The organism is Rhizobium sp. BG4, assembly GCF_016864575.1.
GTDB lineage: Bacteria > Pseudomonadota > Alphaproteobacteria > Rhizobiales > Rhizobiaceae > Rhizobium.
Genome location: NZ_CP044126.1, coordinates 1,479,464 through 1,499,495, shown reverse-complemented (window position 1 = coordinate 1,499,495; position 20,032 = coordinate 1,479,464). Strand labels below are relative to the sequence as shown.

18 protein-coding genes and 2 pseudogenes are annotated in these 20,032 nt (G+C 62.7%); 12 read left to right on the top strand and 8 right to left on the bottom strand.

Features of this window, described 5'->3' with window-relative positions; genetic code table 11:
• Positions 1–18: 18 nt before the first annotated feature.
• Positions 19–1,599 carry an ABC transporter substrate-binding protein gene (locus F2982_RS27095; protein ID WP_203430554.1) on the bottom strand — a complete coding sequence of 527 codons (1,581 nt, stop codon included), beginning with the start codon at positions 1,597–1,599 and terminating at the stop codon, positions 19–21.
• Between the two features lie 303 nt (positions 1,600–1,902).
• On the opposite strand from F2982_RS27095, the gene F2982_RS27090 reads away from it, so the two are divergent.
• The 3 genes from F2982_RS27090 (at position 1,903) to F2982_RS27080 (ending at position 4,719) form a co-directional block, all read left to right on the top strand.
• On the top strand, positions 1,903–2,916 hold the full coding sequence (locus F2982_RS27090) for an ABC transporter substrate-binding protein (protein WP_112711220.1): 1,014 nt from the start codon (positions 1,903–1,905) through the stop codon (positions 2,914–2,916).
• Between the two features lie 91 nt (positions 2,917–3,007).
• A complete protein-coding gene (locus tag F2982_RS27085) occupies positions 3,008–3,826 on the top strand; it encodes an ABC transporter ATP-binding protein (protein ID WP_203430553.1) in 819 nt (272 codons plus the stop codon).
• An 11-nt stretch (positions 3,827–3,837) separates the two neighbouring features.
• Positions 3,838–4,719 (top strand): ABC transporter permease, encoded by an 882-nt coding sequence (locus F2982_RS27080; protein WP_112711222.1) that lies wholly within the window; start codon positions 3,838–3,840, stop codon positions 4,717–4,719.
• Between the two features lie 54 nt (positions 4,720–4,773).
• Here F2982_RS27080 and F2982_RS27075 read toward each other — a convergent pair whose 3' ends face one another.
• The 5 genes from F2982_RS27075 to F2982_RS27055 all read right to left on the bottom strand — a co-directional run bounded on the left by F2982_RS27075 (position 4,774) and on the right by F2982_RS27055 (position 9,771).
• Positions 4,774–6,183, bottom strand: a complete 1,410-nt coding sequence (locus F2982_RS27075) for a sensor histidine kinase (protein WP_203430552.1) — start codon at positions 6,181–6,183, stop codon at positions 4,774–4,776.
• Between the two features lies 1 nt (position 6,184).
• Positions 6,185–6,853, bottom strand: a complete 669-nt coding sequence (locus tag F2982_RS27070; protein ID WP_203430551.1) for a response regulator — start codon at positions 6,851–6,853, stop codon at positions 6,185–6,187.
• Positions 6,854–6,977: 124 nt separating this feature from the next.
• Positions 6,978–7,874 (bottom strand): fructose bisphosphate aldolase, encoded by an 897-nt coding sequence (locus F2982_RS27065; RefSeq protein WP_112711225.1) that lies wholly within the window; start codon positions 7,872–7,874, stop codon positions 6,978–6,980.
• A gap of 177 nt (positions 7,875–8,051) precedes the next feature.
• On the bottom strand, positions 8,052–9,203 hold the full coding sequence (locus F2982_RS27060; RefSeq protein ID WP_199628296.1) for a TadE/TadG family type IV pilus assembly protein: 1,152 nt from the start codon (positions 9,201–9,203) through the stop codon (positions 8,052–8,054).
• A gap of 163 nt (positions 9,204–9,366) precedes the next feature.
• The gene (locus F2982_RS27055; RefSeq protein ID WP_203430550.1) at positions 9,367–9,771 is read right to left on the bottom strand and encodes a carboxymuconolactone decarboxylase family protein; all 405 of its coding nucleotides are present in this window, start codon (positions 9,769–9,771) and stop codon (positions 9,367–9,369) included.
• A gap of 187 nt (positions 9,772–9,958) precedes the next feature.
• On the opposite strand from F2982_RS27055, the gene F2982_RS27050 reads away from it, so the two are divergent.
• Together F2982_RS27050 and F2982_RS27045 are read left to right on the top strand one after the other, a co-directional pair.
• Positions 9,959–10,486 (top strand): PAS domain-containing protein, encoded by a 528-nt coding sequence (locus F2982_RS27050; RefSeq protein ID WP_203430549.1) that lies wholly within the window; start codon positions 9,959–9,961, stop codon positions 10,484–10,486.
• Positions 10,487–10,613: 127 nt separating this feature from the next.
• Positions 10,614–11,759 carry a Xaa-Pro peptidase family protein gene (locus tag F2982_RS27045; protein ID WP_246777616.1) on the top strand — a complete coding sequence of 382 codons (1,146 nt, stop codon included), beginning with the start codon at positions 10,614–10,616 and terminating at the stop codon, positions 11,757–11,759.
• Between the two features lie 78 nt (positions 11,760–11,837).
• Here F2982_RS27045 and F2982_RS27040 read toward each other — a convergent pair whose 3' ends face one another.
• Both F2982_RS27040 and F2982_RS27035 read right to left on the bottom strand, forming a co-directional pair.
• Positions 11,838–12,230: a DUF983 domain-containing protein gene (locus tag F2982_RS27040; RefSeq protein ID WP_203430548.1), complete on the bottom strand. Its 393-nt coding sequence runs from the start codon at positions 12,228–12,230 to the stop codon at positions 11,838–11,840.
• Positions 12,231–12,469: 239 nt separating this feature from the next.
• Positions 12,470–13,873 (bottom strand): PLP-dependent aminotransferase family protein, encoded by a 1,404-nt coding sequence (locus F2982_RS27035; protein ID WP_203430547.1) that lies wholly within the window; start codon positions 13,871–13,873, stop codon positions 12,470–12,472.
• 390 nt (positions 13,874–14,263) lie between these two features.
• Here F2982_RS27035 and F2982_RS27030 point away from each other — a divergent pair, with 390 nt between their 5' ends.
• The 7 genes and pseudogenes from F2982_RS27030 (at position 14,264) to F2982_RS27000 (ending at position 20,024) form a co-directional block, all read left to right on the top strand.
• A complete protein-coding gene (locus F2982_RS27030; protein WP_112711228.1) occupies positions 14,264–14,746 on the top strand; it encodes an MSMEG_0572/Sll0783 family nitrogen starvation response protein in 483 nt (160 codons plus the stop codon).
• A gap of 58 nt (positions 14,747–14,804) precedes the next feature.
• Positions 14,805–15,854 carry a Nit6803 family nitrilase gene (locus F2982_RS27025; protein WP_203430546.1) on the top strand — a complete coding sequence of 350 codons (1,050 nt, stop codon included), beginning with the start codon at positions 14,805–14,807 and terminating at the stop codon, positions 15,852–15,854.
• Positions 15,775–16,899, top strand: a complete 1,125-nt coding sequence (locus tag F2982_RS27020; protein WP_203430545.1) for an MSMEG_0568 family radical SAM protein — start codon at positions 15,775–15,777, stop codon at positions 16,897–16,899. The genes F2982_RS27025 and F2982_RS27020 overlap by 80 nt, the downstream gene beginning before the upstream one ends.
• Entirely contained in the window at positions 16,896–17,438 is a 543-nt protein-coding gene (locus F2982_RS27015) for an MSMEG_0567/Sll0786 family nitrogen starvation N-acetyltransferase (protein ID WP_203430544.1), read from the top strand. Before F2982_RS27020 ends, F2982_RS27015 begins: the two co-directional genes overlap by 4 nt.
• Positions 17,438–18,462: pseudogene (locus tag F2982_RS27010) on the top strand (sll0787 family AIR synthase-like protein). Before F2982_RS27015 ends, F2982_RS27010 begins: the two are co-directional and overlap by 1 nt.
• A complete protein-coding gene (locus tag F2982_RS27005; RefSeq protein ID WP_203430542.1) occupies positions 18,459–19,745 on the top strand; it encodes an MSMEG_0565 family glycosyltransferase in 1,287 nt (428 codons plus the stop codon). Before F2982_RS27010 ends, F2982_RS27005 begins: the two are co-directional and overlap by 4 nt.
• Positions 19,738–20,024, top strand: a pseudogene (locus tag F2982_RS27000) (MSMEG_0570 family nitrogen starvation response protein). The gene F2982_RS27005 and the pseudogene F2982_RS27000 overlap by 8 nt, the downstream one beginning before the upstream one ends.
• Positions 20,025–20,032 lie beyond the last annotated feature (8 nt).

The following is a 20,032-nucleotide window of genomic DNA, read 5'->3' as shown; positions in this document are numbered from 1 at the left end:
CGTTGCCGTTTGCGGCACTTATTTTTCTACCTTGTCGTAATAGACCTGGTCTGCGTTCAGACCCTGCGCGTAGTTCTTCACCTTGTCGCTTAGCACGACCGGATCGTTGCCTTGAAGCGTAAAGATGAAGGGCGAGCTCGCCTGGATCTTCTTCTGTAGATCCTGATAGAGCGCGATGCGCTTTGCCGGATCCTGTTCCTTGACGGCAGAAAGCGTCTCGTCCGTCAGTTCCGGGATAACCCAGCCGGCATATTTCGCTGCGGTGTTGGTCGAGTTGTCCTTGTTGATCGCGAAGGCGCTGGCGTTGGAATGCGGGTCGAAATAATCCGGGATCCAGTAGCGCAGCGTCATCTCGAACTTGCCGGAGCGGCCACGGGCATAGATGTCGCTCGCGACACCCGGCTGGATGTCGAGCGTGATGCCGGCTTGCGCAAAGGTCGACTGAAGCGACTGGGCAATCGAGAGATAGGGCTGATCGTTGAAGACGATGAATTCGATCTTGAACGGCGTCTTGATGCCAGCGTCGGCCAGGATCTTCTTCGCCTTCTCAGGGTCGAGCTTGAACGGCGTATCCGTCAGGGCGCCCGGAAAGCCGACCGGAAGGAAGGACTGGTGGACGCTGCTCTGGCCGCGCAGGAGGTTCTTGGCGATACCGTCATAGTCGACGAGATAGCGTGCCGCCTCCCAGAAGGCCGGATTGCCGAGCGTCGGGTTCGCCTTGGTGTTGAGCAGGATATAATCGGTGCGGGCGGAAGGAACAGAGAGAACCTTGATGCCGCTCTTGTCCTTCAACGCTTCGATCTGGTCCGCAGAGAGACCCCGGGCGATATCGGCATCACCCTGCTCGACGAGCAGGCGGCGGGCGCCGACGTCAGGCACGTTGCGGATGATGACGTTTTCGAGCTTCGGCTTGTCCGACGAATTGGCATTCGCCTGCAGCACGAGGGCTTCATGCGGCGTGTAGGCAGCGATCGAGAAGGCGCCGCTGCCGGCCGAGTTGGTCTTCAGCCAGCCATTGCCGAAGTCGTTATCCTTGACGTTGGCAGACACCGTCTGTTCGTCGACGACGGAGGCAATCGGGGCGGTCAGCAGCGAGAGCGCAAAACCGGCACCGACATCGGCGCTCCAGGTGAGCTTCACATGCTTGTCGTCCACCTTGGTCACGGCGCTGTCGACGGTCTCGGGCTTCCAGCCGAGTTCGTTGAGGATGAAGGCCGGAGACTTGTTGAGCTTGACGGCGCGCGTCAGCGAGAAGACCACATCTTCGGGACGAACCGGATTGCCGGAGGCGAATTTTGCATCGGCGAGCGCAAAGGTCAGGCTCTTGCCATCGCTGCCGGCTTCCCAGGAGGCGGCGAGCGCCGGCTCGATCTTCGTGCCATCGTCGCGGTTGGACTGCACGAGGCGCTGGTAGAGGTTGTTGAAGGACTGCACCGTCGTCAGCTCGAAACCTTCGGCCGGATCGAAGCTCGTCGCGTCATCGATCGACTGGGCAACGACGAGCGTGTCGTTCGGGGTTTCGGCGTGGGCGGCAAGCGGACCGAGCGCAAGGCTGAATACGGCGCCAAGGAGCGCTCCCCGCCAAGATTGCAGCAACATTTTCGTCTCCTGATTATATTTATATGCGCGTTGGACCCGGCAGAGCGCCGCACGCTAACAAGTGCAACTTACTGCGCAGCCTCACCTTTCATCAGGCCCGATCGTTGCGATTATCACGGTGAAGTGAGAAAAAAATTCCCTGAGAAAGCCGAAATCCGGCGCTCCACAGAAACAGCCGAACGGGTTCTGCAACTGAAAGCTGGTTGAAAGCTTCGACCGGATACCTACAAGGCCGCATCGTGGAGGAGGCACAATGTTCGTGGCGAAATGCGATGCGCCCATTTTATCCCGGAGGAGACCTTCATGCGTTTCACACGCAATCTATTCAATGGAATCGCCCTTTCTGCCGTCGTCACCGCCGCATCGCTTGGCGCATCCGCCGCGCATGCTGCCGACAAGATCACCATCATGGTCGGTGGCTACGAAAAGCAGATCTATCTGCCCGCCAAGCTTGCCGAGAGCCTCGGCTATTTCAAGGATGAAGGCCTGGATGTCGAGCTTCTGAACGAAGCCGCCGGCGTCGATGCCGAAAACCAGCTGCTGGCTGGCGCCGTTCAGGGCGTCGTCGGCTTCTACGACCACTGCGTAGACCTGCAGGCCAAGGGCAAGTTCGTCGAATCCATCGTCCAGTTCAGCCAGGCGCCGGGCGAAGTGGAGCTCGTTTCCACCAAGCATCCCGAAATCAAGTCGCCGGCCGACTTCAAGGGCAAGAGTCTCGGCGTCACCGGCCTCGGCTCCTCGACCAATTTCCTCACCCTCTTCATGGCATCCAAGGCCGGTCTGCAGCCGGGCGACGTCGTGACGGTTCCGGTCGGCGCCGGCGGCACCTTCATCGCCGCCATGCAGCAGGACCAGATCCAGGCGGGCATGACCACCGAGCCCACCATCTCGCGCATGCTGAAGACCGGCGAAGCCAAGGTTCTCGTCGACATGCGCACGGTCGATGCGACGCGCCAGGCGCTCGGCGGCACCTATCCGGCAGCCTCGCTCTATCTCGAAAGCTCCTGGGTGGACGAGCACAAGGAAGAAACCCAGAAGCTCGCCAACGCCTTCGTGAAGACGCTGAAGTTCATCAATACGCATTCTGCGGCCGAAATCGCCGACAAGATGCCGAAGGATTTCTACGTCGGCGACAAGGATGGGTACATCAAGGCGCTTGAAGAAGGCAAAGGCATGTTCACGCCGGATGGCGTGATGCCGGAAGATGGCCCGAAGACGGTTCTGGCCGTGCTGTCCGAGTTCTCGAAGAACGTGAAGGGCAAGCAGATCGACCTCTCCAAGACCTACACGACCGAGTTCGTCAAGAACGCGAAGTAACTTCTGTCGCGACGGCTCCCGCCGGATGGCGGGAGCGCAGCGCGCTATGGGCACTGCGTGCACGCCCGCAGAGGCACGCATAGGTATCGCCATGCAGCAGGAAAACATGAAGACGCCTGCGGTGGAGCTGATCAATGTCAGCCGCCGCTTTGTCTCGCCGACCGGCAAGTCCCTCACCGCTCTCCGCGACTTCAACATGACCGTCGAACGCGGCGAGTTCGTTGCCGTCGTCGGCCCGACGGGATGCGGCAAGTCGACGACGCTCAACCTCGTGACCGGGCTTGCCCGGCCGAGCGCTGGAGAAGTTCGCCTGATGGGCGGCCCGATCACCGGCATCGACCGCCGCGTCGGCTTCGCCTTCCAGACCGATGCGCTCTTCCCCTGGAAGAACGTCATCGACAACGTGATGGCCGGGCCGCTGTTTCGCGGCAAGTCGAAGGCGGAAGCCGAAAAGAGCGCCAAGGACTGGCTGGCCCGCGTCGGCCTGTCGAAATTCCTGCATCACTATCCGCATCAGCTTTCGGGCGGCATGCGCAAGCGCGTCTCGCTGGCGCAGACCTTCATCAACGAACCGGAAATCCTGCTGATGGACGAGCCCTTCTCGGCGCTCGACGTCCAGACCCGCACCGTCATGCATGAAGAGCTGCTGAAGCTCTGGGCCGAGCGCAAGGCATCGGTGATCTTCGTCACCCACGACCTCGAGGAAGCCGTGGCTCTCGCCGACAAGGTCTATGTGCTGACGGCAGGCCCGGCGACGGTGAAATCGGTCTACACCATCGATCTGCCACGGCCGCGCGTGGTGTCCGAGATCCGCTACGAGCAGAACTTCATCGACTATTGCAAGACCATCTGGGACGACCTGCGCGAAGAGGTGGAAACCAGCTACCGCCGCACAAGCGAAGCCGCCTGAGGGAGGGGATAATGACTGATACGACAATGGGCGCAGGCTCGGCCGCGCTGTTTCGCCCGGGAACCTCGGATGCGGAAATCGAGGCATCCGCGATGAAGGCGATGAAGCGGCGCACCGCGCTTGTCCGCTTCTGGCAGATCGCCATCCTCGTCTTCGTCATCGGCATGTGGGAGCTGTCCTCCAACATGCAGTGGATCGATCCGTTCTTCTACTCGAGCCCGAGCGGCGTCATCGAGCGCCTCTACGAATGGGCGACCGAGGGCACGACCGAAGGCTCGCTCTGGTACAATCTGTGGGTCACCATGGAAGAGGCGCTGATCGGCTTCTTCGCCGGCTCGATCACCGGCGTCTTCGTCGGCATCGGCCTTGGCCGCAATCGTTTCCTCTCGGATATCTTCTCGGTCTATATCAAGGCGATCAACTCGATCCCGCGCGTCGTTCTCGCGCCGATCTTCATCATGATCATGGGTCTCGGCCTTCCCTCCAAGGTAGCGCTCGCCTTCATCATGGTGTTCTTCGTGGTCTTCGCCAACGCCTTCCAGGGTGTGCGCGAAGCCGACCGCAACATGATCGCCAATGCCCGCATTCTCGGCGCCTCCGACTGGCAGGTGACGCGCACCGTCGTCATTCCCTCGGCGATGAGCTGGATCTTCGCCAGCCTTCACGTCTCGTTCGGTTTTGCAATCATCGGCGCCATCGTCGGCGAGTTCGTCGGCGCCCGCTTCGGCATCGGCCAGCTGATCTCGATCGCCAAGGGCACCTTCGACGCTGCCGGCATGTTTGCCGCGATCCTGCTGGTCATGGTGGTGACGCTCGTTGCCGAATACATCATGACCATCATCGAGAACCGTCTCGCCAAATGGCGTCCGCAGCAGCAGATGGACGTGCAATAAAAGAGGCCATCCTCCCAAGGCTTCGGAAGGCCGGATCGAGAGATCCGGCCTTTTTCATGCCGATCCCGCAGCCGCGACCGGAAGCCGGACGCTGACGACGAGACCGCCGCCATAGGCCTCGGCAAGGGCAACCGTGCCACCGGCGCCGTCGACCACCTCGCGGACGATCGCCAGACCCAGGCCGCTGCCGTCGCCTTCGGTGCCGAGCACCCGGTAGAAGCGCTCGAACACCTGTTCGCGCTCATCGGCCGGAATGCCCGGACCGTTGTCCTCGACATCGAGAACGGCAAGATCCCCTGCCCTGCTCACCGAAACCGTCACCCGGCCGCCGCGGCGGGTATAGCGGATCGCATTGTCGACGAGATTGACGAGCATTTCCCGCAGCATCGTGCCGTCGCCTTCCACCGGCACGGGGCCCGAAACCTCCAGGCCGAGATCGATATCGCGCTGCAGGGCCTGCTCCGCATGGGCTGCGACGATATCGCGGGCAGCAGTGGAAAGATCGATCGTATCGCTGCGCGGCCTCCGGCTTCCGGGCTCGGCACGCGACAGCGTCAGAAGCTGACTTGCCAGACGGGACATATGACGCGTGCTGCTGCGCAACGCCTGCAGCGCCTCGTCGCGCTTCATCTCATCCGTCTCGCGCGCTGCCACGCTCGCCTGCGTCGACATCAGCGCCAGCGGCGTCCTCAGCTGATGCGCAGCATTCGACACGAACCGCCGCTGCGCCGCCATCTGGTTCTGGACGCGCTCCATGTGATCGTTGAGCGCCCGCACCAGCGGCTGGAATTCGGTCTGGACCATGGCCGGCGACAGCGGATCGAGCCGCTCACGCCCGCGGGCACGCACGGCATCGCGCAGGCGCAGCGCCGGTGCCAGCCCCCGCTGCAGGCCGATGATGGTGACCGCGCCCGCGAGCAGCACGAGAATGAACTGCTTGCTAAAATCGTCGAGCCACAGCCGCCGGCGCAGCGCATATTGGCTGTTGTGGGTAATCGCCACGGTGACCGAGATATCGCCATCGTCAGGCAGGCCGACGACCGGGTGATTGAGCGTCAAGGCGCGAACGGTCGAGTTGCGGAACGTCACGTCCTGCCCAGTGCGATCGACGGTTGGCAGCGGCAGATCGGGAAAGCCGCTGACCAGGTTTCCCCAGGCGGTGATCACCTGATAGAAGACCTGATCGCCATAGCCGGTATCGAACATCTCGAGCGCTGCAGGCGGAATATCCGCCTCGATATTGCCGCCCTCATCAACCCGAACCGCTTCCGCGATCACCCGCGCCGAACTCAGCAGCGTGCGGTCAGAGACCAGCTTCGCCGTCTGGTCGGCCGTCCGATAGCTGTCATAGAGATTGAAGCAGATCGCCCCGACGAGCGTCAGCACGACCCAGGCCAGCAGCTGGGCTCGCAGGCTTTGCCGCAAGCTCCAGACACCCGCCAACACACTCCGCAGACGGCTCATCCTAGGACGCGTCCCGCAGCAGATATCCAAGCCCGCGCAGCGTCGCGATCTGGGCAGAGCTCGTCTCAAGTTTCTTCCGCAGCCGGTGGACGTAGATCTCGATGGCGCTCGGGTCCGCCTCATCATCGAAACCGAAGACGCTTTCCGACAGCGCCGCCTTCGACACCGTCGTTCCGACCCGGGTGATCAGATGCTCGAGAACCGCATGTTCCCTAGGCGTCAGGGCGAGCGGCTCGCCATTGATAGAAAATTGCCGCGTCGCGCCTGCAAAGGTGAGATCGCCGACCACCACCTCGGGCGCCGCACGATCCTGCCCGCGCCGGACGATCGCCCTGATGCGCGCCTCCAGCTCGGCAATCTCGAAGGGCTTGGCGAGATAATCGTCGGCACCGCCATCCAGGCCGGCGACGCGGCCGTCGAGGCTGGCATTGGCCGTCAGGATGATGACGGGAACCCTCTCGCCGCTCTGCCGGAGCCGCTTCAGAAGCGTCATGCCGTCGATTTTCGGGATCGAGAGATCGAGGATCACCGCCGAATAGCTCGCCACTTTCAGCATCAATTCGGCATCCTCGCCATCGAAGGCTATGTCGACTGCATATTGCGCCTGGCGGAGAGCCTTTGCGAGCCAGTCGGCCAGCTCTCTGTTGTCTTCGACGATGAGGATTTTCATGCGCTAGCTATATCATTTCCGGGAGCCGGAAAGAAAGCGTCCGGCCTTGCTGCGCGGGAGAAAAGCTCGCGTTTTCGCAGGGGATGCGGGCTCCCGGAAGGAGCCCGCTGACCTCGCTACCCGCTCAGGACTTTGTCGTACTCGCGGTATAGATCTCGTCGATCGTCTTGCCGAGGCTGGTGTCGAATTCAGCATCCGCCATCGTCACCCGCAGGTCTTCGGTCAACGCGCGTGAGAAGCTGGCGATCATGCCGTGATTATGGCTGAGCTTGTCGCAGGCATCGGCGCGCGTGTAGCCGCCGGAGAGCGCCACGACGCGGATGACCGACTTGTGGTCGCTGAGCGGCTTATAGAAATCGGCGACACTCGGAAGCGTAAGCTTCAGCATCACCTTCTTGCCGGACGGAAGCGCATCGAGCTCGCGCAGGATTTCCTCGCGCAGGATTACCTCCGCCTCGCGCTTGGTCGGGCTCTTGATCGAGACTTCAGGCTCGATGATCGGCACGAGACCGTGCTCGAGGATGCGCTGACCGACCGTGAACTGCTGATGCACGACGGCGGCAATGCCCGCCCGGTTCGCTTCAGCGATGACCGAGCGCATCTTGGTGCCGAAGATGCCCTTCTTGACCGCCCGCTCCAGCAGCCCGTCGAGCTCCGGCATCGGCTTCAGCACCTGGACGCCATTGACCTCGGCCGCCAGTCCCTTGTCGACCTTGAGGAACGGCACGACACCGCGCTCTTCCCAGAGGAATGTCGGCACAGGCTTACCCTTGGCCTCGCCATCCATGGTCTTTTCGAAGAGGATCGCGCCGATCACCTTGTCGCCGGAAAATGCCGGTGCCGTCATGATGCGCACGCGCATCTCGTGCATCAGCCGGAACATTTCGTCTTCGCCGCTATAATCGCTATCGGCGATGCCGTAGAGGCGCAACGCCCCCGGCGTCGAGCCGCCGCTCTGGTCGAGCGCTGCGATGAAACCCGCTTTGTCAGCCATCTGAGACATCATTTTTGCATCAGCCATTATTTTCCCCATTGCGCTGCAACTCGCGCGTTTCAGAAGACGGCATCGAACCGGGCAGCCGCCCGGCGCAAAAGCAACGTCTCACATTCCTGCACAAACGGCCACCTTCTTGCGAAGGCGGCCGGAGCTAAAAATGGAGCACGCCGAGCCCGGCTCAAGACGGGCGTATGGAGCAAATTATTGTGTCAGGCGCGGCAGACCTGTTGCGGCCACCTGGCCGATGGTTTTGAAGGCCGCCGTGAGGTCGGTGGCGTTCTCGGCGTAGAAGAAAGTCGCCGCAGATGTCGCGCATTTCGACAGCAGGTTCTTACCCTGATCGGAGGCGCTGAAGGCAACCGTATAGACGGTGATCCCCTTGCTCTTTGCCGTGGCGCAATGGGTCAGCGTCGTCGTGTCGTCGGACGACGAGGAGTTTTCGCCGTCGGTCATGAAGACGATCGCCTTGTTCGGCGTCAGGCCGTTCTTGTTCTTGTGGATCGTGTCTTCACTTGTCGAGTTCAGCGCATCCAGCGCCACCTTGAACGCGCCCGTCGAGCTCGTGCCTCCGGTCGGGGTCAACGCATCGATATAATTGTCGGTTGCCGACCAGCCCCAGGCGAGCGGCGTCTCGGTCTGCTTTGCGGAATTGTAGGACACGGCGCCGGTGCGGATCAGGCCGGCGCTCGGGTCGGCGGTCGCAAAGGTGCTGAACAGCGTGTCTGCCGCCAGCTTCAGCGCCTCGATGCGCTGATAGTAGCAGGGCGTCTTGCTCCCGCCGTCTTTGATCGTGCTGGCATTCGGCATGTAGTAATAGTGGCAGGGCTGCGTCGTCGACTTGATCGAGGTCGTGCTCGTCTGCATCGAGCCGGAGCGGTCGAGCACCAGATACATCGACAGCGAATTGCTTGCGCCGCGCGACGAGGTGGACCGGCTGCTGATCGAGATCTTCGCAGTCTGCTGGTTGAAGACACTCATCATCGGCGACAGCGCCATGGAAAGATCGAAGGCAAGATCGACGGTATAGGTTTTGCTGTTGTTGACGCCGGTGACCGTCGAGACGGTGATCTGCGGCGAGACAGTCAGGCCCTCGCCGGTCATCTGGCCCTTCAGATAGTCCGTCGCCAGCGATTTCGCCTGCGCCTCGGTAATGCCGTTCGATGCCAGCGCCGAAGATGCCGCGAGTGCCGCGCCATCGGCGTAGTTCTGCAGGTTCTGCTTCGTCAGCAGCATATTGGAGAAGTCGACGGCGACGCCCGCCGATCCGATCAGAACCGGCATCAGCACCGCCGTCATGATCCCGAAATTACCGCCGATATCACTGACGAATGCACGAATTCTACGCTTGAACATCCTGGCCCCCGCCGCTTTTGTTTCGGCCAGCATCTCCCGCCGCTAATTAAGATCGGCCTTCAATTGACGGGAGACGGACGGAGATTTCGGAAATATCCTTAAGAATTACAATGCTTTCCAGTTGGTAAAGGCAGCGCGGACCGTCCAGAGGGCGCCGCGCCGCCTAGACGAGAAACGCATCATCGATGGGAATCTGCATGGCCGTCAGCAGGTGGTTGTTCTGCCCTGCAAGCGCGATCACCGAGAGCAGTTCGGCATGCTGGGCCTCGGTCATCCCCCGCGCCTTTGCCGCTGCGGTATGCGAGTGGACGCAGTAGGAGCAGCTGTTTGCAGTCGAGACGGCGATATAGATCATCTCGCGCGTCAGCGGGTCGAGCGCGCCTTCGGCCGACATCACCGTCTTTACCCCTTCCCAGGTCCGCTTCAGAAGGGCGGGATCGTTGGCGAGGCCGCGCCAGAAGTTGTTGACGAAATCTGACTTGCGGGTGGCTCTGATGTCGTCGAACACCGCCTTGGCAGCGGGATTTGCTTCGACTTCGGCATCGGTGAGGAGCTTGACGGTGGCCATTGCGGTTCCTTTCGTGATCAAGAACCGTGAGCCTACATGATTTTCCGCGGCATGCAGCCGGGTGGTGCGAATTCTTCGCCCGCCTTGGGGCTCACCTGACGGACCGGCCATCCCGAAATCTTGCGATACCTCTATCGGTGTGCATATGACACTGAAAATCGGAACGAATCTAATTTAGAGAGCGCAAATGTCCCTCACCCAAAGCGGATCAGCGGATATCGGTTCTGCCGCCGATTTGGCGGAGGCCGGCGTCTTCACCTGGGATCTCGGTACCGACACCGTCTATGCCGATACGACATTGGCGGCCCTCTTCGGCTTCGATGCCGAGGTCGCCCAGTCGGGACAGCCGATCATTCACTTCCTCGACCGCATCGATGCGGTCGACAAGCCGCGCATCGCGCAGGCGATCCACGAGGCGATCGTCACCGGCGCGGCCTATCAGCAGGACTACGATATACTTCGCCCCGACGGCACGCGCGCGAGTGTCTCGGCGTTCGGCCGCTGCTTCCGTGACGCAGCCGGTACGCCGTCGCACTATGCCGGTATCGTCTGCCCGAAGGCGGATGAGCGCGCGCCGCAGGACAGCCTCTTCTGGCACTGCCTGCAGGCCTATCACCTGGCCCGCCAATGCGGCCAATGGGATATGGTGCGGCATCTGGAGCTGGCGCTGAGAGAATTCGGCCACCCGCTGCGGGCGACGGAAGCCATGCACTGAGGCGGCGCTGGAGCTGATCGCGCGACAGGCGAAAAATACCACTTCCCTTCGATGGCAATCGGATGCATCTCTTCGGCCCTGCGCCGGCGGGTGTCGCCGGCGGTTCGAATGAGAATGGATAAGCATCATGATGCAGCAGGGATGGAACCACCCGGTCGCCGCCATTACCGAAACCGAGCGCGCCGAACGCCTTGAAAGCCTGCGCCGCCGCATGCGCGAACAGGGCATCGCCGCCACCCTGCTTGGCCCGACCGAGAGCCTTCGCTATTTCACCGGCCTCGTCTGGCACTTGAGCGAGCGCCTGCTCGGCGCCGTCGTCACGGACGACAAGCTCACCTATATCGTTCCGGGCTTCGAACTCAGCCGCGTCGAGACCCTGCCGCACCTGCCGGGCGAGATCGCCGTATGGCAGGAAGAGGAAAGCCCGGCTGCCCTCGTTGCCGCGCTCGCGGGCGACAAAGGCCTGCTTGCACTCGACGATGCGCTGCCGCTTGCCTTCTACCACGCCTTTTCGAAGGTCATGGATCCGGCGCGCCTCGTCGACGGCGGCCCGCTCATCAACGGCCTTCGTCTCATCAAGTCGCCAGCCGAAATCGCCCTGATCAAATATGCTATGGGCCTGACGCTCGATATCCATGCCAAGGTGCGCGGCATGCTGCAGCCTGGTATCGCCGCTTCCGAAGTGATCCGCTATATCGACCAGCAGCATCGCGCCGCCGGGGCCGATAACGGCTCGAGCTTCTGCATCGTCTCATTCGGTGGTGCGACGGCGCTGCCGCATGGCGCCGATGGCGAGCAGATCCTGCAGAAGGGCGATGTCATTCTGGTCGATACCGGCTGCCGTCTCGACGGCTATCACTCGGATTTGACGCGCACCTATATGCTTGATGGCGGCAATGCCGAATTCGAGCGCGCCTGGACGATCGAGCGCGCGGGGCAGCAGGCCGTGTTCGATGCCGCCAAGCTCGGTGCTGCCTGCGAAACGCTCGATGCCGCCGCCCGCGAAACCTTTGGCAGCCACGGCCTCGGCCCGGATTACCGCCTGCCCGGCCTGCCGCATCGCGCCGGCCACGGCCTTGGCCTGGAAATCCACGAAGGTCCCTTCATCGTGCGCGGCAACAAGACGCCGCTTGCAGCGGGCATGTGCTTCTCGAACGAACCGATGGTGGTCTTCCCCGGCCAGTTCGGCGTTCGCCTTGAAGACCATATCTACATGAGCGAAACCGGCGCCAACTGGTTCACACAGCCGGCGAAGGACCCTGTCTCGGTCTGATCGCTGACGAAGCAGCAAATGCAAAACGGCCTGCGCAAGATACCCGCGCAGGCCGTTTTCATTTTGGCGAAGCCTGTATCAGCCGGCCGGATGCGCTTCTCTTCGGGCAAGCTTGCCCTCTTCGGCCTTATAGAAATACTGGCTGGCGACCAGCCACCCCTTCAGGGGCCTCAGCGGCGGAATGCAGGTGAGCGCCATGAACGGACCGGTCACCAGGAACTGAACCCAAAGCGGCGCCGAGAAGGCGACTTCGAGCCAGACGCCGAGCAGCACGCTTGGCACGCAGGCAAAGCAGATGACGAAGAAGGCCGGGCCGTCCGCCGGGTCGGCGAAGGAATAGTCCAGGCCGCAGGCCTCGCATTCGGTTTTCAGCGTCAGGAAGCCATTGAACATATGCCCCTGCCCGCAACGCGGACAACGGCCGCGCACGCCGGTCTGCATGGGAGGGAGAGGAGGATAATCGGTATTCACGGCAGTCTCGCTTTTCGGGTTGCGAGGCATCCTTAAATGCATTCAATGCCTCTAAATGTATGCATACAATATAATTACATTGAACGCGGATTGCTAGTCTATTAGTCACAATGCCGCAGGATTGTGGGAAGAGGATTAATGGAGCCCTTCCGCGCGTCCCCAGCGCTTAACGATAGCGCCGGCAAACGCAAAAAGCGGGCACGACGGCCCGCTTTCATCAAAGTCGATCAAATGAAGCGTCAGAAGAAGGACGCAGTCATCTCAGGCGGCCCTTCGAGCGCATGCGCCATGAAATCCAGCGCACCCCGCAGCCGCTCGCGGCTGATCGGACCGCCGACGCAGACGCGAACGGCTTCGGCGGCTGCACCATCGACGGTGAAGACATCGCTGGCGACGACGCCGATGCCGGAACTGCGCATATGGCTGCCGAAGGTCGAGCGGGTCCAGCCATTGGTCAGTGGCAGCCAGATATTGAAGCTGATCGGATCGGCCCTGTAGCTTCCCTCCGGCAGAATGCCGGCCACCATCTGCTGGCGGGCGGCCGCCTCGGCGCGGATGAAGCGGAGGATGGTGTCGGCCGTGCCGTCCTCGATCCAGCGCGTTGCCAGCGCCAGATTGAGTGGCGAAGCCATGACATTATTGGTGCGCATGGCGCTGACGAAGGGCCAGATCGCCTTGGTATCGGGCGCCACGACGAAGGCAAGCCGCAGCCCGGCGCCAATGCATTTCGCCAGCCCGCCGATATGCCAGGTCAGGTCGGGCGCGATGGCAGCGAGCGGCGGCGGGCCATGCAGCGGAATGAAACCATAGGCGTCATCCTCGACGATCGGCACATGATACTTGCGGGCAACGGCCGCGATTTCCTCGCGCCGGCGCTCCGGAATGGTCAGCGTCAGCGGGTTTTGCAGCGTCGGATTGAGATAGAGCGCCTTCGGCTTCAGCCGCTCGCAGGCATCGGCCAGCGCATCCGGCAGAATGCCCTCGTCGTCCATCGGCAAGCCGGAAAGGTTGAGCCGCAGCTGTGCCGCGATCGAGCGCATACCGGGATAGGTGATGTTTTCGGAGAGAACCGTATCGCCCGGCCGCGCCAGCAGGCCGAAGATCGCCAGCAACGCCGGGTGGGCGCCGGGGGTGACGAAGATGCGCTCCTGCGACGGCACGAGGCCACGGCGGCTGAGCCAGGCGGCCGCCGCTTCCTTGTCCATGCCGGAACCGCCGAAGCCCTGATAGCGCAGCAACGGAATGAGATTGGTGGCAACCGCCGACATACCCTCGCGCATGCGGTCGAGCAGCTCGGGATCATCGGGCTCGGGCGGCAGGTTCATCGAGAAGTCGACGACGGAAGCGCGGCGCGGATCGGGCGCCGCGTCGGACGCAAAGCCGCGGCGCTCCTTGTCCTGACCGCCGGTGATGAAGGTGCCGCGCCCGACATGCGAGCCGACCAGCCCGCGCTTCTGCGCCTCGACATAGCCGCGAGCGACCGTGGTGAAATCGATATTGAGCCTGCGCGCAAGCTCACGCTGCGGCGGCAGCCGGTCGCCGACCGCAAGCACGCCGCTACGCAGATCCATCTCGATCAGATCGGCGATCGCCATATAGCGAGGGCTGGAGGAACGGCTGAGGTCGGGATGCCAGTCTTTCATTTCATATCCGCAATTCGTGATCGTCGTCGGAAGGGAATCCGGGGACATTGATGGTATATTGTTGCACCCTCGTCCTGTCACGCGAAATCACGGCGGCAATCGGCCGCCGCGCAACGGCGGAATGCCGCATCAGCAGCTCGGCAGAGCAAAACAGCTGACATTTGATTGCATATTGAATGCATTCATTCAAGTCATAGATGCACTCATTTTTGGCAGGGAACTGCACGCCATTTTAGCGGCAATCCAAGCGATCATCGACATTGAATGCAATATTGATCGCATTTCCTGTGATTTTGACTGCTATTTGTGCAGATTCAATCTGGCACGGTGCTTGCAATTCAATGGCTGTACCCCGCGACAGGGGCCTGACTTCAAACACAGGAGCCATTCATGCCCGCAGTTACCGCACCGGCCCACGCAGATGGAGACTTCTTCGTCGACTACGAAGACAAGGTCTTTGAAGACGTCCAGGCAAAGGAGGGCGAGAAGGCCCTCATCACCTTCCATACCGTCGCCTTCGAAGGCTCGATCGGCCTCGTCAACCTGCTGCAGGCCAAGCGCCTGAAGCGCAAGGGCTTCGAGACCTCGGTGCTGCTCTACGGCCCGGGCGTCACACTCGGCGTGCAGCGCGGCTTCCCCAAACTCGGCATGGAAGCCTTCCCCGGTCATCTGAACTTCAACAACCAGATCAAGGGCTTCATGGATGAGGGCGGCAAGGTCTATGCCTGCCGCTTTGCGCTGCAGGCGCTTTATGGACACGGCGAACCCTCTCTGATCCCCGGCATCACGCCGATCAGCCCGCTCGATGTGCTCGACCTGATCCTGCTCCACCGCCGCGACGGCGCCTTCATCCTCGATACCTGGACGCTCTGACCCCCGCTCCCTTCTCCCCGCCGGGGAGAAGGGAAACCGAAGCAAGGATTTTTTTGCCATGGAGAAGAAACTGACCGTCCGGGCCGCCGCCGCGCAGATCGCTCCCGATCTGACCTCCCGGGAGAAGACGCTGGCGCGCGTGCTCGACGCCATCCGCGAGGCGGCGTCGAAAGGTGCCGAGCTGATCGTCTTCCCGGAGACCTTCGTTCCCTGGTATCCGTATTTCTCCTTCGTGCTGCCACCCGTCCTTTCGGGACGCGAGCACGTTCGCCTCTACGAGGAGGCCGTCACCATCCCGAGCCCGGCAACCGATGCCGTCGCGGCCGCCGCCCGGGAGAACGGCATCGTCGTGGCCCTCGGCGTCAACGAGCGGGATCACGGCTCGCTCTACAATACCCAGCTCCTCTTCGATGCCGACGGCAAATTACTGCTGAAGCGGCGCAAGATCACCCCCACCTTCCACGAGCGAATGATCTGGGGCCAGGGCGATGGTTCCGGGCTCACTGTCGTCGATAGCCGCATCGGCCGGCTCGGCGCGCTCGCCTGCTGGGAGCATTACAATCCGCTCGCCCGCTACGCGCTGATGGCGCAGCACGAGGAAATCCATATTGCCCAGTTTCCGGGCTCGATGGTCGGCCCGATCTTCGCCGAGCAGATGGAAGTGACGATCCGGCACCATGCGCTGGAAAGCGGCTGCTTCGTCGTCAACGCCACGGGCTGGCTGACCGACGAGCAGATCGTCTCGATCACGCCGGACCAGAACCTGCAGAAGGCGCTACGCGGCGGCTGCATGACGGCGATCATCTCGCCCGAGGGCAAGCATCTGGCCCCGCCGGTCACCGAGGGCGAAGGCATCCTGATCGCCGATCTCGACATGAGCCTGATCATCAAGCGCAAACGGATGATGGACTCGGTCGGCCACTACGCCCGCCCCGAACTGCTTCACCTCGTCATCGATGGCCGCGCCACCGCGCCGATGATCGCTTCCCAGAATTCTTTCGAAACCGCAGCCGCAAGGAGCAACACCGATGGATACCAGTACGACGACACGTCTTCCGACCGAGATCCTGATCAACGAGTTGCAGTCCTACGGAGCCAGGCTGGTTGATCCCAAGGCCGGGCACGAGAGCCGCCGCGGCGGCGCCGGTCCGTCCGACCATAAGCCGATGACCATCGACGGGATGACCGTCATGGTGCCGGTGCACACCGCCCCGGCCTTTGAAAGCCCCTATCTGGTGGACAAGCCTGATGAAGAGGGCAAGAGCCGCATCAGCCGCGATGGCCGCGTGCTCGGCGAAGTCTCCTTCCCGCTGCGCCCCCGCTTCTACGAGCGCACAACGGCGGATGGCGTCCCCTATTCGCAGATCGCCGTGCTGCATGGCCGCGATGTACTGGCAACGACGGTGCTGCAGACCTGCATTCGCTATCAGAGCCGCACCAAGACCTGTCAGTTCTGCGCCATCGGCCAGTCGCTCGCCGCCGGCCGCACCATCGCCCACAAGACACCGGAGCAGCTTGCCGAAGTGGCAAAAGCCGCCGTCGAGCTCGATGGCGTCAAGCATATGGTGATGACGACGGGAACGCCGAAGGGTTCGGATCGCGGCGCCTCCATCCTCGCCGACAGCGCCCGTGCCATCAAGGCGGCGGTCGATATCCCGATCCAGGCGCAATGCGAGCCGCCGGAAGACGATGCCTGGTTCCAGATCATGAAGGATGCTGGCGTCGATGCGCTCGGCATGCATCTCGAGGTCGTCACACCGGAGGTGCGCGCCCGCATCATGCCCGGCAAGGCGCAGGTCTCGATCGAGAAGTACCTGGCGTCCTTCAAGGCGGCAGTCGAGGTCTTCGGCCGCGGCCAGGTCTCCACCTATATCCTCGCTGGTCTCGGCGATACCCGCGAGGCGATCCTTGAAATCTGCGAAAAGCTGGTGGCGATCGGTGTCTATCCCTTCGTCGTGCCCTTCGTGCCAATCTCCGGAACGCCGCTCGAAAGCCACCCGGCGCCGAAGCCGGATTTCATGCATTCGATCCTCGGCCCGCTCTCGAAGATGCTGGTCGATAGCGGCCTAAAGGCCGTCGACATCAAGGCCGGTTGTGGCAAATGCGGCGCCTGCTCGGCCCTTTCGACGTACGAAAGGATGCTGACCAAATGATGCACGAACCCTTCGCTCCCTACTGCGCCGCGGAATTCCAGGTGAAGTTCGCCACCTCGTGCTGGGAAAGGCAGCAGGCACATGCGCTGCGCCGCGCCGTCTTCTGCGAGGAGCAGAAGATTTTCGACGGCGATGATCGCGACGCGATCGACGACCACGCCATCCCGATCGTCGCGCTCTCGATGATGGGCGTCGCCTCAGACCGGCTGGCCGGGACGGTGCGTATTCATGAGGAGGAGCCCGGGCTCTGGTGGGGCTCGCGCCTCGCCGTCCACGAGGATTTCCGCAAGATCGGAGCGCTCGGCGCGACGCTGATCAAGCTCGCCGTCTCCTCGGCCAATGCCATAGGCTGCCACACGTTCCTTGCCAATGTGCAGGTGCAGAACGGCCTACTCTTCCGCCGCCTGCATTGGGATGTCGTCGAGGAATTCGAGATCTACGGCAAGCCGCATCTGCGGATGAAGGCCGATCTCGCCTGGTATCCGCCCTGCCCGACACCGGAGGCCGGTTTCGTGGCACTAACGAAGAAGGCGGCATGATGGGCGCGATCGACATCAAGGCGCTGGCCGAAAAGCTCCGGGCATCCGCGGGTATCGCTGCAAAGGCTGATATTGGGTTTGCGGCGGAAGCCCTGGGTTAAACCCCTCCCCAACCCCTCCTCACAAGGGGGAGGGGCCAGACCAGGTGACAGTGCCCGTCGGCGACGACTGTGCGGCACTCCCCGATGGCGACGGCTATCTGCTGTTTGCCATCGAAGGCTTCATCAACGAGTTCGTCACCGCCGATCCCTGGTTTGCCGGCTGGTGCGGGGTGATGGTCAATATCTCCGATGTCGCCGCCATGGGCGGACGACCCGTTGCGGTCGTCGATGCGCTCTGGGCGAATGGCGAGGAGAATGCCGCTCCGGTTCTGGAAGGCATGCGGGCGGCGGCACGGACCTATGGCGTGCCGATCGTCGGCGGTCACACCAATATCCGCACCGACCGCCACCAGCTCTCCGTCGCCATTCTCGGCCGGGCGAAAAGGCTGCTGACCAGCTTCGACGCCCGCCCCGGCGATGTGCTGATCGCCGCGGCCGATCATCGCGGCCGCTACCGCGAGCCCTTTAACAACTGGGAAGCGGCGACCGATGCGCCCCCTGCCCGGCTGCGCGGCGATCTGGAAATCCTGCCCGAAATCGCCGAGGCCGGATTGGCGCTCGCCGCCAAGGATATCAGCCAGGGCGGCATTCCCGGCACCGCGATCATGCTCGCCGAATGCTCCGGCGTCGGCATCGAGATCAACGTCGCGGCGATCCCGCTGCCATCAGGCGTGACGCTCGACCGCTGGCTCGCGACTTTCCCGAGCTACGGCTATCTGCTGTCGGTCGCGCCGGAGAATGTCGACGCCGTTATTTCCAGGTTCTCGGCCCGCGGCATCACAGCCGCCGCAATCGGCACGGTCGTACCAGGCAGCGAGGTTGCGATCACTGACGGCACTGCGCGCGCCGTCATCCGCGACTACGCAAAAACCCCGTTGCTGCGGCTTGGACCAGCCGTCGCCAGCCGGGAGGATGCCGCATGAGCCGCCCGCTGCGCATCGCGATGCTCTCGCACTCCACCAATCCGCGCGGCGGCGTGGTGCATGCCATGCAGCTTTCGGAGGCGCTGACGGCACTTAGTCATGATGTTGTCCTGCATGCACCGGATGCGACAGGCGCCGGGTTCTTCAGGGCAACGACATGCCAGACCGTCTGCATACCGGTTGCCCAGCCCGCAAACACTGAGACTACAGCCCCCTCATCCTACCCTCTCCCCGAGGGGAAAGGGGATGTTGAGCAAGTCGCAGATCCCTTCTCCCCATCGGGGAGAAGGTGCCGGCAGGCGGATGAGGGGGCCGCGAACTCCATGCTCTCCGACATGACTGTCATGGTCGAGCAGCGCATTGCCGACTACCTTGATCACTTCGAAAACCCCGCCAATCGTGACTTCGACCTGTTCCACGCCCACGACGGCATTTCGGGCAATGCGCTGGCAACGCTCAAGGAACGTGGCCTCATCGCCGGCTTCGCCCGCACGGTCCATCATATCGACCAGTTCAGCGATGCCAGGCTGATGGCGCTGCAGGACCGTTCGATCGACAATGCTGACCTGTTCTTCACCGTCAGCGCCCTGTGGCGCGACAGGCTGAAGCGCGAACGCGGGATTTCCTCGACCATCGTCGGCAACGGCGTCGATACCAACCGCTTCTCTCCATCCGCCGATGGTTCGGCGCTGCGCCGCAAGCTCGGCCTGCCCGCAGGGCCGATCTTCCTGTCGGTCGGCGGCATCGAGGCGCGCAAGAACACGCTCTCGATGCTCGAAGCCTTCCGGCAGGTGCGCGCCATCCGCCCCGACGCACAGTTCGTCATCGCCGGTGGCGCATCGCTGCTCGATCACCGCGGCTATCAGGGCGAGTTTCGCGCAGCCCTCGCCGCCCTCGGCGATCATATGGGCGCCGTCCATATCCTCGGCACGGTCGCCGATGAGGACATGCCAGCGCTTTACCGCCTCGCCGATGCTCTGGTCTTTGCGTCGGTCAAGGAAGGCTTCGGCCTTGTCGTGCTGGAAGCGATGGCAAGCGGCATTCCCGTTGTCGTCTCCTCGATTGCGCCCTTCACCGAATATCTCGGCTCTGGCGATGCCATCTGGTGCGATCCGCACAATCCCGCCTCGATTGCCGAAGCTATGGCGATTTCGCTGATGCCGCCGGTGCGGCAGCGGCTGGTCCCGCGCGGCCTGGTGATCGCCGCCGGTCATGGCTGGCGGCGCACCGCCGCTGCCCATCTCGACGCCTACGAGACATTGAGGGAGCCCGCCCATGCCTGAAATGCGCTTCGTCATCGCCTGGCCCGATGGCGGGAGGAAACCTGCTACTCGCCCTCGCTGGTGATCCGCGAGTTCTTCGAGGAAGGCCAGACCTATCCGATCCGCGACTTTCTCGACCGCAGCCGTCAGGCACTTGGCATCGCCAGCGACCGGGTCGAGGCGAAATACGGCTACCCCTGCTCACTCGCCCGCGGCCAGCTCGCCCGCATCGAGGAGGCCGGTACCCGCTTCTTATCCGACGCCGATGCGCGCGTGCGCTGCCAAAGCTTCATTCTCTGAAAGGAACG